Source organism: Allobosea spartocytisi (assembly GCF_014764685.1).
GTDB lineage: Bacteria > Pseudomonadota > Alphaproteobacteria > Rhizobiales > Beijerinckiaceae > Allobosea > Allobosea spartocytisi.
On sequence record NZ_JACXWY010000003.1, the window covers coordinates 333712 to 349585 of the forward strand.

Sequence of the window (15874 nt, forward strand, 5' to 3'; positions counted from 1 at the left end):
CTTGCTTCCGACGAAGAGCGGGGCTGCACAAAGTGCAGCCCCGCTCTGTGCGATAGCGGCGTTTCGACGCCGCGCCGATCAGCGACTCTGGCCCGTCAGCAGCGGCGTGATACGCCTAAGCGTGACGCGCCGGTTCTCGCGCGAGGCAGCTTGCGTCTGCACCTTCAGATACTGCTCGCCATAGCCCTGGGTCGTCAGGTTCTCGGGCGGGATCTGGAAGTCGCGCGTCAGGATCTCGGCGACGGACTGGGCCCGGCGGTCGGAGAGCGAGAGGTTGTCGATGTCGGAACCCACGGCATCGGTATGGCCCTCGACGAGGAAGACCTCGTTCGGCGAGCCCTGCAGCACACGCCGCACCGAATCCGCGATCACCGCGAGGCGTTGCGCCTGGTCGGCCGTGACCTGCCAGGAGCCCGTCTCGAAGTTGATCGTGTCGATATCGACGCTGCGCATGCGGGCACGCAGGTCGGGCGAGTAGCGGACCTCGTCCAGCGTGTAGCGACGCGGGATCGCGGCAATCGGCGGGGCCATGATCGTCTCGTAGATCAGGCTCTCATCGGCCTGGTCCGCATTGACGATATAGCGCTCGCGCGGGATCGGCAGCGGCGGCGGGGGCAGCACCACGACATCGTCGGCAAAGCGCCCCGGACGGTCCCGCAGCGTGTTGTCGATGATGATCACCTCGCGATCGTCGCGGCCGATGCGGCTGCGGCGGATCAGCCGGCCCTCCTCGTCGGTGACGGTGACGATGCGCGTTCCGTCGGGCCGCTCGAAGACGGTGCGCGTCTCGCCGTCGCGGCGCTCGGCGCGGCCCTGCCAGCCGAGATCCCGGAAGCGCTGGTCCTCGTCGCGGCGGATGATGGCGCGGCCGTCATCGTCGCGGATGATGGTGCGGCCGGGTTCACGGATGATGGTGAGGTCACCTTCGCGCTGCTCCTGCCGTTCCCTGCGGATGTCGTCGAAGCGCTCGGCGCCCTGGGTCGCCATGATACCGCCGATGACGCCGGCCCCGAGGCCGATCGCCCCGGCGACGCCGGGCGAAATGCCGCCGCGACGCCCCTCACGCTGGGGCGGCTGACCGGGAAGTTGGCCGGGAAGACCTGCCGGCGGCTGCCCCTGCACGGCGCCAGGCGCAGGCGGGGCGACGCCGGGACGGCCGGGCACGACGGCACCGGGCGCAGCTCCCGGCGGCACGGCCGGGTTCGGCTGGCCCTGAACCGGGGCCGCAGCAGGAGGAACCGCACCCGGTTGAGCCGGGGTCGAGGGCTGGCCGGGAACGGCGGGCGGAATCGGCGGCACGGGCCGCTGATCGGGCCGGGGGCCGGGCTGGCGCGCGCCCGGCGTCGCCGCGTTGGGTTGGACCGGAGCCGTCGGCGCGGGCGGAGGCACGGGCCGCTGCACGGGTGCTCCGGGTTGCGCGGGCGCTCCCGGCGGCGGCAGGGGCCGCTGTGAGGGCTGCGCGCCGGATTGCGGGGCGGACGGGATCGCACCGGGCGCAGCCGGGCGCTGATCCGGCCTGAGGCCGGGCTGGGGCGCACCGGGCGAAGCCGCATTGGGTTGGGCCGGAGCCGTCGGTGCCGCGGGAGGCACGGGTCGCTGGGTCGGCTGAGCGCCGGGCTGCGGCGCAGGCGGAACGGCCGGACGCTGCACCGGGGCACGCCGGGCTGTGCTGCCGGCGGCGGCACGGGCGCAGGCCGCGACGGCGCAGGCGCGGCAGGCGGCGCGAGGCGTTCCTGAGGAGCCGGCGCGGCGCTCGGCGGCGCCGGGCGCTCGGGCCGGGGCTGCAGGGCCGGCGGCGCAGGCCGTGGCTGGCTCTGCGGCGGAGGCGGCGGGGCGGTCCGCTCGGCCGGTGCCGGCGCGGAAGGCATGGGCGGGCGGGGCGCTGCGGGCGCGCGCTCGCCAGGAGGTTGTCCCGGCTGTCCCGGGCGGCCGGGCTGGCCGGGTTGACCGCCGGCTCCGGCACGCCCCGGCTGGCCGCCGGCTCCTGGATGCCCCGGCTGACCGGGCTGGCCTCCTCCGGGACCGGGCTGGCGCTCACGCTGGCCGCGGCCACGATCGTCGTCGCCTCCCGGCGCCTGGGCGAGCTGGACGCCCAACGGCGCGAAGGCCTGCCCCGCCTGGGAGAGGATAAGGGCCGGCAGGACCGTTCCGACCAGCAGCAAGCGTTTCGTGCGCATCGCGATTCCCGTCATTCGTTCAACCTGCGCGGTATCAGGGCCCTTGCGGCCTGAACCGGCGATGAAGCGAAAACGGCGGGAATCGGGCAGCGGTTCCACCGCCCGAGCGGGTCAGATGCCGGCCTCGTCCTTCACATAGGCCGCGATCTCGGCATGGGTCGCGAACCAGCAATCGCCCTTGGCCTTGGCGAGGCGAACCAGCTCCTCGAGGATCCAGAAGCGCGAGCGGTAGGTGATGACATGCGGGTGCATGGTCAGCAGGAAGAGCCCGCCCTCGGCATAGGCGCCCTCGAATTCGCGCCGGAAGATGTCGAAGACCGCTTCCGGCGGCGTATAGGGCCGGAGCGCCTGGAAGCGGTTCATGCTGAGATAGGGCGCGTCGTCGCGAATCCACTCGACCGGCAGTTCGACGATGCCGGTGGGCTCGCCCTTCTCGACGATCTCATAGGGATCGTCATCGGCAAAGAGCGAGGAATCGTAGAGCAGGCCGAGCTCGCGCTCGATCGCGAGCGTCACGTCGGAGAAATCCCAGGACGGCGTGCGCATGCCGACCGGGCGGACACCGGTGACCTTCTCCAGCGTATCGGCCGAGCGCAGGTGCAATTCGCGCTCGTTCTCAGGTGGCACCGCCGTATTGACCTCGTGGATCCAGCCATGAAGGCCGATCTCGTGGCCGGCACCGATGATGCGGCGCTGCTCTTCCGGATAGAGCAGGGCCGTGACGGCGGGCACGAAGAAGCTTGCGGGGATATCCTGCCGCTTCAGCAGGTCGAGGATGCGGGGCACGCCGACGCGGTTGCCGTACTGGCCCCAGGAGAGGCGCCCGACCGACTTGCCGCCGTCGCGCAGTTCGTTGGTCTCGTGATCGACATCGAAGGAGAGGGCCACGGCGCAACGGGCGCCGTTCTTCCATCTGGCCGGCTTGAGATTGCGGCCGGCGCGAACCTGCTCGACCTTGCCGCGCCAGACCTCTTCCGGCCATTGCCAGGGCAGGAGTTCATCGGACTGGCTTGTCATGGTCGCTCTCCTCAGGTCGTCACAGCGCCCGGTAGCACCGGCACGGCGGCGAGCAGGCGCTTGGTGTAGTCGTGCTGCGGATGATCGTAGACCTGGCCGGCCGGGCCGCTCTCGACGATCTTGCCGCGATACATGATCGCGACGCGGTCGCAGAGATGGCGGACGACCGAGAGGTCATGCGAGATGAAGATCAGCGTGAGATCCAGTTCCTGCCGCAGGCGGATCAAGAGGTTGATGATCTGCGCCTGAATGGAGACGTCGAGCGAGGCGACCGGCTCGTCGCAGACCACGACATCCGGCTGCATGGCGAGCGCGCGGGCAATGGCGACGCGCTGGCGCTGGCCGCCGGAGAACTGGTGTGGGTAGCGGTCCGCGAAATCCGGATCGAGCCCGACCGCCGCCAGCCATTGCCGGACGTAAGTCTTCGCCTCGCCGCTTTTGATGAGCCCGTGCGCCAGCGGACCTTCGGCGATGCTGTCACCCACCCTCATGCGGGGGTTAAGCGAGGCGAAGGGGTCCTGGAAGATCGTCTGGACGCGCGTCGTGACCTTGTGCGGATGGTCGCCCGCGCTCATCACCGGCGCATCGTCGATGCGCACGAAACCGCTGTCCGGCGCATAGATGCCGGCCGCGACGCGTCCGAGCGTCGATTTGCCCGAGCCGGATTCGCCGACGAGACCGAGCGCCTCGCCGCGCTTCAGCACCAGCGTGACGTCGTCGACGGCCTGCACAGCGGCCGGTGCCTTCGACAGGCCGGCCTTCTGCGCGAGCTTCCGGAACAGGCCGGGCGTCTGGGCAAAGCGCTTGGCGACATGCTCGATGCGGACGTAATGCACGGCGTCGCCGGTTTGCGGTGCGGTCTCCTTCGCGACACGTGGCGGCGGAGCAGCCTCCGCGCCGGCGCCGCCAGCCAGCAGCGTTCCGGGCTCGGAGCGGGAGGGCAGCGCATCGAGCAAGCCCCGCGTATAAGGATGCTGCGGATGGGTCAGGACATCGAGCGTCGGCCCGGCCTCGACGATCTTGCCGTAGCGCATGACGCAGACATGGTCGGCGAGCGAGGCGACGACGGCGAGGTCGTGGCTGATCCAGATCAGCGCCGTGCCGAGCTCGGCGACGAGCTCCTTCATCTCGACGAGAATCTCGGCCTGGACGGAGACATCGAGCGCGGTCGTCGGCTCGTCGCAGATGATCAGCTTCGGCCGATGCAACAGGGCAATCGCGATGGCAACGCGCTGGCGCATGCCGCCCGAGAACTGGTGCGGGTAGAAATCGACCTTGCTCTCGGGGTCGGGAATGCGGACCTGCGCCAAGGCCGCGACGGCGCGGCGGCGAGCCTCGGCGCTGGAGACCGTCTCATGCGCTTCCAGGGCGAGCCGGATCTGCGTGCCGATGGTCAGCATCGGGTTCAGCGTCATCATCGGGTCCTGGAAGACCATCGAGATCTGCTTGCCGCGGATTTTTCGCAGTTCCGCCGAAGGCAAGCCGACGAGTTCGCGCTCCTCCAGCTTCACCGACGAGCCGGACTCAACGCGGCCGGGCGCGTCGATCAGCCCGATGATCGAGAAGCCGGTGATGCTCTTGCCCGAGCCGGACTCGCCGACGAGCCCCATCACCTCGCCGCGCTTCAGCGCAAAGGAGACGCCGTCGACCGCCTTCACCACACCATTGCGGGTGTGGAAATGGGTGGCGAGGTCGGTGACCTGAAGGAGAGGCGCGTCGCTCATCGCTTCAGCCTCGGATTGACCTGGTCGCGAATGCGGTCGCCGACGAGGTTGATGGCGACGATCAGGACGATCAGGGCGATGCCGGGATAGATCGAGATCCAGTAGCGGCCGGACAGCATGTACTGGAAGCCGTTCGAGATCAGCATGCCAAGCGAGGGCTCCGTCACCGGCAGGCCGACGCCGAGGAAGGAGAGCGTCGCCTCCAGCGCGATGGCATTGGCCACCTGCACGGTCGCGACGACGATCAAGGGCGGCAGGCAGTTCGGAAAGATATGGCGCAGGACGACGCGCCAGCCGGGCAACGGCGTCGAGAGCACAGCCTCGACATAGTCCTTGCCGCGCTCGGCCGAGGCCGCGCCATGGGCGGTGCGGGCGAAATAGGCGTATTGCGCGCAGGCCAGCGCCGCGATGAGCTGGAGCTTGCCCTGGCCCAGCAGCGCCGAAAGCACGAGCGCCAGCAGGATCGCCGGGAAGGCGAGCTGCAGGTCGATGACGCGCATGATGAAGGCTTCCCAGCGCCCGCCGATATAGGCCGCGCCGATGCCGAGCGCGACGCCGAGCGTGAAGGCGAGCGCGCCCGCCACCAGGCCCATCTCCAGCGAGATCCGCAGGCCGTAGAGGATGGCCGAGAGGAGATCGCGCCCCTGCGCATCCGTGCCGAGCCAATGGGTATAGCCGCCCTCGCCGACGAAACCCGGCGGACGGCGCGCATCGGAAAGCGAGAGATTGGCGAGGTCGTAAGGGTCCTGCGGCGCGACGAGCGGTGCCAGCAAGGCGATGCCGATCATCAGCACGACCACGGCGAGCGCCACGACCGCGACCTTGCTCTCGCGGAACTCGGCCCAGAAGCGGGCTGCTGGAGAAGCGTCGGTCATCGCGCGCCCCCCTTCCTGAGCCGCGGATCGAGCCCGACATAGGCGAGATCGACGAGGAAATTGATGGTGATGAAGACGAAGGCGACGAGCATGAGATAGGCGACCATCACCGGCCGGTCGAGCGACTGGATGGAGTCGATGATCAGCTTGCCGATGCCCGGCCAGGAGAAGATCGTCTCGGTGACAACGGCGAAAGCCAGAGTCGAGCCGAATTCGAGGCCGAAGACGGTGACCAGCGGGATCGCGATCAGCCGCAGCACATGGCGGCGCAGCACGGTCCACTCGGACAAGCCGGCGGCGCGAGCGAATTTCACGGTGTCGGAGAGCATGGTCTCGCGGGTGCCGGCGCGGGCGAGGCGCGTCATCAGGGCGAGCTTGAAGAGGGCGAGGTTGAGCGCCGGCAGGAGCAGATGGCTCAACCCATTCAGCGTCAGGAAGCTCCATTCGACGCCGAAGACGGAGACGGTCTCGCCGCGCCCGCCGGCCGGCAGCCATTGCAGTTCGACGGCGAAGGCCATGATCAGCACGAGGCCGATCCAGAAGGTCGGCACCGAGAAGCCGAGGATCGAGACCGTCATGATCAGCCGGGAGGCGAAGCTGTCTGGCCTGTAGCCCGCATAGATGCCGGCGGGGATGCCGATCAGCGCCGCGCCGCAGACCGCAGCCAGCGTCAGTTCCAGCGTCGCCGGCAGCCGCGACAGGATGAGATCCATCACCGGCATGCCGAAGACGAAGGAGCGGCCGAAATCGCCGTGCAGCACGCGGCCAAGGAAGGTGAGGTACTGCTCCCAAAGCGGCCGGTCGAGCCCGTAATGCGCGATGGTCTGGAGCCGGAGCTCCTGGCTGACATCGGGGCCGATCAGGACATCGATGGGATTGCCGATCGCGTAGACGCCGACGAAGACCAGCACCGACATGACGAGCATGACGACGAGGGCCTGAGCCAGGCGGGAGGCGATGTGGCCTAGCATGCGTGAAGCCTTCGGCGCGACGTCACGGCCAGTTCTCCACCATCGCTGCACGGGTCTCCTCGACGCCGACCTGCCAGAGCTCCAACATTTCCTCATCCGGCCGCTGGTAAAGGCCGTGGAAATTGCCGTCTCCGAGGATCTCGCGCCGCTTCGCCGGGCTGGCGGCCTGATATTCGGCGGCGTTGAAGGGCGGCTTCAGCGTATCGGGCATGGCCACGCCCGCAAGCCGCGTCCAGGGGAAGTTCTCCATCCAGGAGGCGTGCGAGGCGGCCGGATCGACCGCCTTGACCGCCGCCTGGAATTGCGGCGCCGCCCACCAATTATGCAGCCTGACGCTCGCGTCCGGGTGACGATCGAGCCATTCGGTGGCGAAGTTCTGGGCCGGCGAATTGCCGCCATGGCCGTTGACCAGCACGATCCGGCGAAAGCCCGAGCGGTAGAAGCCGTCGAAGATGTCGCCCAGCAGAGCCGCATAAGTGCTCAGCTTCAGCGAGATGCTGCCGGGGAAATCCAGGAATCCCGGCGTCAGGCCATAGGCGAGCACGGGAAAGACGGGAATGCCGAGCGGCTCGGCCGCCTCCTGTGCCACGCGCTCGGACAGGATCACATCGGTCGCGAGGCTGAGATAGGCGTGCTGCTCGACGCTGCCGAGGGGCAGGACGCAGCGATCGTCGCGGCGCGCCTGCGCCTCGATCTGCATCCAGTTCATCTCGGCAACCAGCACGGTGCGTTCCTTGCTTGGGTCATTGGAGCGACGGACAAACTACTAATGCGATAGACTAAATGGATTGCGATGGCGCGATCCCGGCACTACCCTTGACTCCGTCCCAAGATACGGTCAAGTTCCATCTGGAACTAATTTGACCGAAGAGACAGCCGACATGAGCCGCTCTCCGAGCCCCCTTTCGCCTGTCGATCCCGCACGCGAAGCGGCGCTGGGCGCGCTCGATCCCTTGATCGTGACCAAGCTTTGGGAAAACCCCTGCTGGCTATCCTTCAGGCTGAACTTCGTCGCCTTCCGCTTCAACGACCCGGTCTATCGCTGGATCGAGACGCGCTACGGCCTGGTCCGGCCGGATTTCGTCGCGCTCTATGCGGTCGGCCTCAAGGAGGGCGTGGCGGCGAAGAACATCGTCGCCTCGGCCGGCCTGCCGAAGAACACGCTCTCGCGCGCGATCCAGAAGCTGCTGCAGCGGCGCCTCCTGAAGCGCGAGAGCGACCCGGCCGATCTACGCAGCTACGTGCTGCATCTGACGCCGGCCGGGCGCAAGATCTTCGACGAGACCATGCCGCTGATGGTGGAGCAGCAGCAGGCCATGCTCGCCTGCCTCAGCTCCGAAGAGCAGCGCCAGCTCCGCACGCTGATGGACAAGCTCGTCATCGCCTCGCCCGACTGGCCGCAAGAACTCTAGACGACATCAACGCCAACAACAGGGGATCCATGATGAATCTGGCACGCAGCTTTCGTCTCGCCGCCTTCGCCGCCCTGCTCGGCGCCACCGTCTCGACCGGCGCGCTGGCCCAGACGCTGACGATCGGCGTCCGCGCCGGCCCGGAATCGATCGACCCGCACTTCACCGCGACCGGCACCCATGCCGAAGCGCTGAAGCAGGTCTTCGACACGCTGATCTGGTCGGGCGACAAGCTCCAGCTCGAACCGCGGCTCGCCACGAGCTGGAAGGCGATCGAGCCCAATGTCTGGGAGTTCAAGCTGCGGCCCGGCGTCAAGTTCCATGACGGCTCGGACTTCACGGCGGAGGACGTGAAGTTCTCGATCGAGCGCATCCCGGTCGTCGCCGGCCCGAACCCGACGACGATCTATGTCCGCCGCGTCAAGGAGGTGAAGATCGTCGATCCGCTGACGGTGCAGGTCGTCACCGACGGGCCCGCGCCGAACCTGCCGAACGACTTCATCCGCCTCTTCATCGTCTCGCACAAGGCGGCCGCCGGCCTGACCAAGGACAATGCCAACGAGGCGTTCAACTCCGGCAAGGCCGCGATCGGCACCGGCCCCTATAAATTCGTGTCCTGGACGCCGAAGGACCAGCTCGTGCTCGAGCGCTTCGACGGCTATTGGGGCCCGAAGGAGCCCTGGGCCAAGGTCGTGCGCAAGGAACTGCCGAACGACGCCGCCCGCGTCGCGCAGCTCAAGGCGGGCCAGGTCGACATCATCGTGCGCGCGCCGGCTTCCGACGTGCCGACGCTCAAGCGCGACCCGAAGCTCACCGTCACCACCATCGAAAGCGTCTATCTCTTCAACATGGAGCTCGACATGCGGGACAAGTCCCCGCAGGTCAGCGCCAAGGACGGCTCGCCCCTGCCGAAGAACCCGATGCAGGACGTCCGGGTGCGCGAGGCGATCGACCTCGCCATCGACCGGCCGGCGCTCGCCGAGATCGCCATGGAAGGGCTGGGCGCCCCGGCCAACCAGCTGGTGACGCCGACCATCGCCGGCTTCAACAAGGAGCTGCCGGCGCTGAAGCCCGACCTCGCCAAGGCGAAGAAGCTGATGGAGGAAGCCGGCTACCCCAACGGCTTCAAGGTCACCTTCTCCTTCACCAATGACCGCCTGCCCGGCGACCGGCAGGTCGGCACCTCGATCGCCCAGATGCTGGCGCGCATCGGCATCGAGGTGAACGCCAATGCCCAGCCCGGCGCCGTCTTCTTCCCGGCCCGCCTGCGCGGGGATTTCTCGATGGCGATGTCCGGCTGGGGCACGCTGACGGGCGAGGCCAACTACACGCTGTCCTCGCTGGTGCATTCGAACGACCCGGCCAAGAAGCTCGGCGCCTTCAACGTCCAGAACTACGCCAACCCGCAGGTCGACAAGCTGATCGAGGACGCGGCCATCGAGATGGACGAGGCCAAGCGCAACAAGATGCTCTCGGATGTCGCCGCGATCGTCGCCAAGGACCGGCCGCGCCTGCCGATCACGGCCGTCGGCTCTGCCTGGGCGATGCAGAAGGACAAGGTCACCATCGCGCCGCGCGTCGACGAGGACACGCTGGCGATGGACATCAAGCCTGTTAAGAAGTGACCCTTCGCCTCCGCCTCCCGGCCGGCCCCGCGCCGGCCGGGACGGACCAGATCACTTCGACGGAACCTCTTTCATGACACTTGCTCTCGCCATCCACGGCGGCTGCGGCACCTTGCCGAAGGCCGAGATGACCGAAGCCGAATGGGCGCAAGCCCGCTCCGACCTCGCCGGCGCGTTGCGCGCCGGCTGGACCATCCTCGCCAAGGGTGGGCCGGCGGTGGACGCCGTCGAGGCCGCCGTGCGCGTCATGGAGGATTCGCCGCATTTCAATGCCGGCCACGGCGCCGCCTTCAACGCCGATGGCGAGCATGAGCTCGACGCCTCGATCATGGATGGGGCGACGCTCGCTGCCGGCGCGGTCTGCGCCGCCAAGCACATCCGCAATCCGATCGTCGCGGCCAAGGCGTTGATGTTGCGCGGCGATCCGCTGCTGCTGGCCGGTCCGGCCGCCGACGTCTTCGCCGAGCATGAGGGCGTCGACACCGTCCCCAACGAATATTTCTCGACCGAGCGGCGACGTAAGAACCTCGCCTCGATGAAGATCCGCGAAATCGTCGGCACGGCTTCCGAAGCCAGCGAGGCCGAGAAGCACGGCACGGTCGGCGCCGTCGCCTGCGACGCGCAGGGCCACCTCGCCGCCGCGACCTCGACCGGCGGCTACACCAACAAGCCGGCCGGGCGCGTCGGCGATTCGCCGATCATCGGCGCCGGCACCTATGCCCGCGACGGGCGCTGCGCCGTCTCCGGCACCGGCAAGGGCGAGTATTTCATCCGCTATTGCGTCGGCCACGAGATCGCATCCCTGGTCGCCTATAAGGGCCTCACGCTGGATCAGGCGACGCACGAGGTTCTGGGCGAGCTTTCCGACCACAAGATCGGCGCCGGGCTGGTGGCTGTCGGCGCCGACGGCACGATCGTCGCGCCCTACAACACTGAAGGCATGTATCGCGGCTGGGTGACGCCGGACGGGCTTTTGCACGTCGCCACCCATGGCGATGTCGAGATGGTCGGGCAGGCCTGATGAGCCGGCGCGGATGAGCGAACCGATCCTGATCTGGGGCGCCGGCGCGATCGGCGGGACACTCGGCGCCTATTGGGCGCGGGCTGGCGTGCCTGTGCTCCTCGTCGATGTCGTACCCGGCCATGTCGAGGCCTGCCGGACACGGGGGCTCTCGACCACCGGCCCGGTTGCCGAATTCCGGCAGGTCGTGCCGGCCGTGACGCCGCAGGAGCTGGACGGCCGCTATCGCCGCATCGTGCTCGCCGTGAAGGCAGGCGCGACGGAAGCGGCGCTCGCCGCGCTGAAGCCGCATCTGGCCGAGGACGGTTTCGTGCTCTCGGCCCAGAACGGGCTCAACGAGCTCGCCATCGCCAGGGCGGTCGGCGAGCGGCGCACGCTCGGCTGCTTCGTCAATTTCGGGGCCGACTGGCTGGGCGACGGCGAGATTCTCTATGGCAATCGCGGCGCCGTGGTCGTGGGCGAGATCGACGGCTCCGTCAGCGAGCGCGCGGCCGAGATGCACCGCCTGCTCAAGCTGTTCGAGCCGGATTCGATCCTGACCGACAACATCTGGGGCTATCTCTGGGGCAAGCTCGCCTACGGCGCGATGCTGTTCGCCACGGCCCTGACCGACGATTCGATGTCGGCGAACTTCGCCGACCCGCAGCGCCTGCCGGGCTGGCTCGCGCTTGGCCGCGAAGTCGGCGCGGTGGCGAGCAAGCGCGGCATCACCTCGCTCGGCTTCGGCGAATTCGACCCGACGGTGTTCGCGCCGGGCGCGCCCGAGGGGCCGCAGGTCGCAACGATCGCATGGCTCGCCGACTACACCTCGCGGACGGCCAAGACCCATTCCGGCATCTGGCGCGACCTTGCGGTGCGCAAGCGCAGGACCGAGGTCGATCCGCAGATCGGCATCATCGCCACGCTCGGATGCGAGGCCGGCGTCGCGACGCCGGCGCTGGAGACCCTGGTCTCGCTCATCCACGACATCGAGGAAGGCCGCCGCCCGATGGCCTTCGAGACGCTGAAGGTGCTGATCGACCGATGCAGATCCGTTTCGACGGCCGCGTAGCCCTCGTCACCGGTGCCGCCCAGGGCATCGGGCGCGCCATTGCCACGGCGCTGGCAGAGGCCGGCGCGCGTGTCCATCTCGCCGACATCGATGCGGATGGCGTCAAAGAGACCGCCCGGAGCCTCGGCGCGACCGCCCATGCCGTCGATCTTGGCTCGCCCGAGGCGGCGCAGGCGCTGATCCGGACCATCGCCTCCGCCGATGACGGGCTCGATCTCCTGGTCCATGCCGCCGGCGGCGTGCGCGGGCAGGTCGGCCGGCCGATCGAGGACATCTCGGAAGAGGATTGGCGCGCCATCTTCGCCGCCAATGTCGATGCCGCCTTCTTCCTGGCGCAAGCCGCGGCTCCGGTGATGCGACGGGCCGGCTATGGCCGCATCGTCACGATCTCGTCGGGCGCGGGCCTGCGCCCGAGCCTCACCGGCATTCAGGCCTATGCCAGCGCCAAGCACGCTCTGGTCGGGCTGACCAGGCAGCTCGCCTGGGAGTTCGGCCCGCATAGCATCACGGTGAATTCGGTGGCGCCCGGCTTCGTCCGCTCCAACCCCGCGACCGAGCGGCAATGGCAGAGCTATGGGCCGGAGGGCCAGAAGCGGCTGGTCGAGAGCATCCACACCCGCCGGCTCGGCACGCCGCAGGACATCGCCAACGCGACGCTGTTCTTCCTGAGCGAGCAGGCCGGCTGGATCAGCGGGCAGGTGCTCTCGGTCGACGGCGGGCGCTCGTAGAGGCGGCTCGGAAACCCGCCGTCATCCCGGACAAGCGGCCAAGCCGCGCAGATCCGGGATCCATCACAGAGCGCAGAGCCTTACGATGGATCCCGGGTCAAGCCCGGGATGACGGCGTGTTTCCTCGGGAAACCGGCAGCGTCAACCGCAATTCGCCTGATCCGCCGGCATCTCCGCCCCGACCATCCAGCTCGTGCCGAACCGGTCGGTCAGCATGCCGAAGCGCGGCGACCAGAAGGTCTCGGCCATCGGCATGGTGACCTTGGCGCCACCTTCGGAGAGCCCTGCGAAGATGCGTTCCGCCTCCTCCGGCGTCTTGACCCCGACGCTGACAGAGACCGAGCGCATCGGGCCGTCGCTGCGATCCGGCGGCGCGTCCGAGGCCATCAGCATCTGGCCGTCGATCTCCAGGCAGGCGTGCAGGATCTTGTCGCGCCATTCCGGCGAAACATGCTCCTCGGCCGGCGTACCCTTGTGATCCATCATGGCGAGCATCTTGCCGCCGAGCACCTTCTCGTAGTGGGTGAAGGCCTCGCGGCAATTGCCGCCGAACATCAGATAGGTCGAGAGTTTCATCGTCGTCTCCTCCTTTGATTATCGCGTATCGGCGGCGTTCAGGCCCTGCGGCGACAGGCTTCAGGCGGGCCGCTCGGCGGCCGCCTTCATCGCTGCCAGACCGGATTCGAAATCGCCGCCGACCATGCGGTCCATATCCATGAAGACATGCATGATCTTGCCGATGAAGGGCGTCGGGCCGGTCATGGTCCAGGTGACATTCGTCGCGGAGCCCTGCGGGGCGAGAGCGAAGACGACGTCGTTATGCGCCTCGAATGGCTTGAGAAAATCGAGCTTGAGCGCGATCCTGGCGGGCGGGTTGGCCTCGAGGATGCGCATGCCGCCCTCACCGACATTCTTGTCGCCGGCCCAGGCATAGGTCGCGCCGACTCCGCTTTCCGGCCCGCCATAGCTGCGCGTCATGGCGGGATCCTTCTTCTCCCAGGGCGACCAGGCGCCCCAGGCCTTGAAATCGGCGATGAGCGGATAGATCCGCTCCGGCTGCGCATTGATCGTGGCCGTGCGCGTGACCTGGAAGGTGTCGGGCTTGCGGGCGGCAAGGATCAGCACCACCGCGACGGCGATCACGACGAGGCCGAGCAGGCTGAGGAGAGCTGTCTTGAGCATGACGAGAAGCCTTTTGATCCAATTGAAGAGATCTGGACGTCAAACGCCCGGTTCACCCGGCGGTTTCGCCTTGATCGCGCGCAGGACCTCGTCCAGCCGCCCCAGGCTCTGGTCCCAGAAACGGCTGTAATGCTCCAGCCATTCCGAGACGTCCTGCAACGGGCCGGGATCGAGCCGGCAGGGTCGCCACTGCGCCTCCCGCCCTCGCGTGATCAGCCCGGCCCGCTCCAGCACCTTCAGATGCTTGGAGACGGCCGGCAGGCTCATCGCGAAGGGCTCGGCCAGCTCCTTCACCGAGCTCTCGCCCTCCGACAGCCGGGCCAGGATGGCGCGGCGGGTCGGGTCGGCGAGGGCGGCGAAGGTCAGGCTGAGCGGGTCCGTCGACATCTATGAAACCGATCAGTTAATTAACTGATCGGTTTAGTAATGCCGAACTCCACCCGCGTCAAGCCGTCCTTTCCCCCAATCTGGCGGGGCGGACTGCCGGTTGTTGTCAGGACCGAGGGCGCATGGTTAGAACCGATGGGAGAGAAGGATGCCGCCGCCCATGAGCTTCGAGACCGCCGCGACGCCCGAAGCTGCCATTGACCGCCTCGAACGGCTCTATGAGGAGGCGCGCGGCGCGCTGCGCAGCGATCTCCAGCGCTTCTTCGAGACCGGAGAGCCGCCGACCCCGGAGCAGCGGGAGCGCTATCGCTACCCCATGCTGCGGGTGAGCTACGAGCCCTCCAAGCTGCCGGCGGCGACGCGGCGCGGCTACGCCAAATTCGCCGCGCCGGGCATCTACTCGACGACGGTGACCCAGCCGGCCGAGTTCAGGAGCTATCTGCTCGACCAGCTCAAGCCGCTCGTCGCCGAATACGGCGCGATGATCGAGACCGGCATCAGCCAGCAGGAAATCCCCTATCCCTATGCGCTCGAAGGCGGCGACGAGCTGGGGCGCGGCAAGATCACCGCCGCCGAGCTCGCGCGCTATTTCCCGACCCCGCTGCTCGCGCTGGTCGGGGACGAGATCGCCGACGGCACCTTCGACATCGTCGAGGGCGAGCCGCGGCCGCTTTCGCTCTTCGACGCGGTGCGTGTCGACTATTCGCTGCGCCGGCTGGTGCATTACACCGGCACCGACTGGCGGGCCGTGCAGCCCTGGGTGCTGCTGACCAACTACCATCGCTATGTCGACCAGTTCGTCCGGCTGGGCCTGGCCGAGATCGAGGCCGGCACGGCCGAGGCGCTGGTCGCGCCGGGCGGCATCCGCATCGACCGCGACGGCGTCGACGTCTCGGCGGCTGAGCGGGTGATGTCGGCGCCCTGGCACCGCTTCCAGATGCCGGCCTATCACCTGATCCGGAAGGATGGCGACGGCGTCACCCTGGTCAATATCGGCGTCGGCCCCTCCAATGCGAAGAACATCACCGACCATCTGGCGGTGCTGCGCCCCAATTGCTGGCTGATGGTCGGCCATTGCGGCGGCCTGCGCCAGACGCAGATCATCGGCGACTATGTCCTCGCCCATGCCTATCTCCGGCAGGACGGCATCCTGGACGAGCTGGTGCCGCCGGACATCCCGATCCCGGCCCTGGCCGAGGTGCAGGTCGCGCTGCAGCAGGCCGCGGCCGACATCACCGGCGAGAAGGGCGATACGCTGAAGCAGCGGCTGCGCACCGGCACCGTCGTGACGCAGGACGACCGCAACTGGGAGCTGCGCTGGACCAAGGAGCGCCGCCGCATCAACCTGTCGCGCGCCATCGCCGTCGACATGGAGTCCGGCACGATCGCGGCGCAGGGCTACCGTTTGCGCGTGCCCTACGGCACGCTGCTCTGCGTCTCCGACAAGCCGCTGCATGGCGAGATCAAGCTGCCCGGCGCCGCCAACGCCTTCTACGAACGGGCGGTGGGCGAGCATCTGCGGATCGGACTCGACGCGCTGAAGAAGCTCAAGGAGACCGGCTCGGCGATCCATTCGCGCAAGCTCAGGAGCTTTGACGAGCCGCCGTTTCGGTAACTCAGAGAGGCACGTCATGCTCGGGCTTGACCCGAGCATCTCAGGACGGAAAGGCGCCTCTTCCTGCGAGAGATTCTCGGGTCGAAGCT

Annotated in this window: 16 protein-coding genes; 7 read left to right on the forward strand and 9 right to left on the reverse strand. The window is 68.3% G+C overall.

Annotation, left to right across the window (positions count from 1 at the left end; translation table 11 throughout):
* Positions 1-78 precede the first annotated feature (78 nt).
* Complete coding sequence (locus IED13_RS29175; protein WP_260368380.1) at positions 79-1299, reverse strand: OmpA family protein; 1221 nt, start codon at positions 1297-1299, stop codon at positions 79-81.
* Between the two features lie 608 nt (positions 1300-1907).
* Between IED13_RS29175 and IED13_RS29180 the strand changes: the two genes are divergently transcribed.
* A complete protein-coding gene (locus tag IED13_RS29180; protein ID WP_248312476.1) occupies positions 1908-2231 on the forward strand; it encodes a hypothetical protein in 324 nt (107 codons plus the stop codon).
* 57 nt (positions 2232-2288) lie between these two features.
* On the opposite strand, the gene IED13_RS06980 is transcribed toward IED13_RS29180, so the two are convergent.
* From IED13_RS06980 to IED13_RS07000, 5 genes are read right to left on the reverse strand one after another with little or no spacing between them, the layout of a single operon-like run.
* Complete coding sequence (locus tag IED13_RS06980; protein WP_142022439.1) at positions 2289-3194, reverse strand: polysaccharide deacetylase family protein; 906 nt, start codon at positions 3192-3194, stop codon at positions 2289-2291.
* 11 nt (positions 3195-3205) lie between these two features.
* Positions 3206-4918 carry a dipeptide ABC transporter ATP-binding protein gene (locus IED13_RS29185; RefSeq protein WP_191123765.1) on the reverse strand — a complete coding sequence of 571 codons (1713 nt, stop codon included), beginning with the start codon at positions 4916-4918 and terminating at the stop codon, positions 3206-3208.
* The gene (locus IED13_RS06990) at positions 4915-5793 is read right to left on the reverse strand and encodes an ABC transporter permease (protein ID WP_038364968.1); all 879 of its coding nucleotides are present in this window, start codon (positions 5791-5793) and stop codon (positions 4915-4917) included. The genes IED13_RS29185 and IED13_RS06990 overlap by 4 nt, the downstream gene beginning before the upstream one ends.
* On the reverse strand, positions 5790-6764 hold the full coding sequence (locus IED13_RS06995; protein ID WP_112762434.1) for an ABC transporter permease: 975 nt from the start codon (positions 6762-6764) through the stop codon (positions 5790-5792). The genes IED13_RS06990 and IED13_RS06995 overlap by 4 nt, the downstream gene beginning before the upstream one ends.
* Positions 6765-6786: 22 nt before the next feature.
* Complete coding sequence (locus tag IED13_RS07000; protein ID WP_133560309.1) at positions 6787-7488, reverse strand: creatininase family protein; 702 nt, start codon at positions 7486-7488, stop codon at positions 6787-6789.
* A gap of 157 nt (positions 7489-7645) precedes the next feature.
* On the opposite strand from IED13_RS07000, the gene IED13_RS07005 reads away from it, so the two are divergent.
* From IED13_RS07005 to IED13_RS07025, 5 genes are all read left to right on the forward strand, one after another.
* Positions 7646-8176 (forward strand): MarR family winged helix-turn-helix transcriptional regulator, encoded by a 531-nt coding sequence (locus IED13_RS07005; protein WP_051988240.1) that lies wholly within the window; start codon positions 7646-7648, stop codon positions 8174-8176.
* A gap of 32 nt (positions 8177-8208) precedes the next feature.
* A complete protein-coding gene (locus IED13_RS07010; RefSeq protein WP_038364972.1) occupies positions 8209-9801 on the forward strand; it encodes an ABC transporter substrate-binding protein in 1593 nt (530 codons plus the stop codon).
* Positions 9802-9874: 73 nt separating this feature from the next.
* Positions 9875-10822, forward strand: coding sequence for an isoaspartyl peptidase/L-asparaginase family protein (locus IED13_RS07015; RefSeq protein ID WP_191123766.1), 948 nt, complete (start codon positions 9875-9877; stop codon positions 10820-10822).
* 13 nt (positions 10823-10835) lie between these two features.
* Complete coding sequence (locus IED13_RS07020) at positions 10836-11873, forward strand: ketopantoate reductase family protein (RefSeq protein ID WP_191123767.1); 1038 nt, start codon at positions 10836-10838, stop codon at positions 11871-11873.
* Positions 11846-12601 (forward strand): SDR family NAD(P)-dependent oxidoreductase, encoded by a 756-nt coding sequence (locus tag IED13_RS07025; RefSeq protein ID WP_191123768.1) that lies wholly within the window; start codon positions 11846-11848, stop codon positions 12599-12601. Before IED13_RS07020 ends, IED13_RS07025 begins: the two co-directional genes overlap by 28 nt.
* 141 nt (positions 12602-12742) lie before the next feature.
* Here the strand turns inward: IED13_RS07025 and IED13_RS07030 are convergent, their stop codons facing one another.
* Genes IED13_RS07030 through IED13_RS07040 form a run of 3 tightly spaced genes read right to left on the reverse strand, consistent with a single transcriptional unit; the run spans position 12743 to position 14170 of the window.
* Positions 12743-13177, reverse strand: coding sequence for a VOC family protein (locus tag IED13_RS07030; protein ID WP_142022445.1), 435 nt, complete (start codon positions 13175-13177; stop codon positions 12743-12745).
* A 60-nt stretch (positions 13178-13237) separates the two neighbouring features.
* A complete protein-coding gene (locus tag IED13_RS07035) occupies positions 13238-13783 on the reverse strand; it encodes an SRPBCC family protein (protein ID WP_191123769.1) in 546 nt (181 codons plus the stop codon).
* Between the two features lie 39 nt (positions 13784-13822).
* Positions 13823-14170 carry an ArsR/SmtB family transcription factor gene (locus tag IED13_RS07040; protein WP_112762428.1) on the reverse strand — a complete coding sequence of 116 codons (348 nt, stop codon included), beginning with the start codon at positions 14168-14170 and terminating at the stop codon, positions 13823-13825.
* Between the two features lie 160 nt (positions 14171-14330).
* Between IED13_RS07040 and IED13_RS07045 the strand changes: the two genes are divergently transcribed.
* Positions 14331-15785 (forward strand): AMP nucleosidase, encoded by a 1455-nt coding sequence (locus IED13_RS07045; protein ID WP_038364987.1) that lies wholly within the window; start codon positions 14331-14333, stop codon positions 15783-15785.
* Positions 15786-15874 lie beyond the last annotated feature (89 nt).

What these genes read in the sequence shown, in the direction of transcription:
- IED13_RS06980 (WP_142022439.1), bottom strand. Translation starts at nt 3,194, where the DNA reads ATGACAAGCCAGTCCGATGAACTCCTGCCCTGGCAATGGCCGGAAGAG.
- IED13_RS07035 (WP_191123769.1), bottom strand. Translation starts at nt 13,783, where the DNA reads ATGCTCAAGACAGCTCTCCTCAGCCTGCTCGGCCTCGTCGTGATCGCC.
- IED13_RS07015 (WP_191123766.1), top strand. Translation starts at nt 9,875, where the DNA reads ATGACACTTGCTCTCGCCATCCACGGCGGCTGCGGCACCTTGCCGAAG.
- IED13_RS07005 (WP_051988240.1), top strand. Translation starts at nt 7,646, where the DNA reads ATGAGCCGCTCTCCGAGCCCCCTTTCGCCTGTCGATCCCGCACGCGAA.
- IED13_RS29185 (WP_191123765.1), bottom strand. Translation starts at nt 4,918, where the DNA reads ATGAGCGACGCGCCTCTCCTTCAGGTCACCGACCTCGCCACCCATTTC.
- IED13_RS07045 (WP_038364987.1), top strand. Translation starts at nt 14,331, where the DNA reads ATGAGCTTCGAGACCGCCGCGACGCCCGAAGCTGCCATTGACCGCCTC.
- IED13_RS07020 (WP_191123767.1), top strand. Translation starts at nt 10,836, where the DNA reads ATGAGCGAACCGATCCTGATCTGGGGCGCCGGCGCGATCGGCGGGACA.
- IED13_RS07040 (WP_112762428.1), bottom strand. Translation starts at nt 14,170, where the DNA reads ATGTCGACGGACCCGCTCAGCCTGACCTTCGCCGCCCTCGCCGACCCG.
- IED13_RS06995 (WP_112762434.1), bottom strand. Translation starts at nt 6,764, where the DNA reads ATGCTAGGCCACATCGCCTCCCGCCTGGCTCAGGCCCTCGTCGTCATG.
- IED13_RS07010 (WP_038364972.1), top strand. Translation starts at nt 8,209, where the DNA reads ATGAATCTGGCACGCAGCTTTCGTCTCGCCGCCTTCGCCGCCCTGCTC.
- IED13_RS06990 (WP_038364968.1), bottom strand. Translation starts at nt 5,793, where the DNA reads ATGACCGACGCTTCTCCAGCAGCCCGCTTCTGGGCCGAGTTCCGCGAG.
- IED13_RS07025 (WP_191123768.1), top strand. Translation starts at nt 11,846, where the DNA reads ATGCAGATCCGTTTCGACGGCCGCGTAGCCCTCGTCACCGGTGCCGCC.
- IED13_RS07030 (WP_142022445.1), bottom strand. Translation starts at nt 13,177, where the DNA reads ATGAAACTCTCGACCTATCTGATGTTCGGCGGCAATTGCCGCGAGGCC.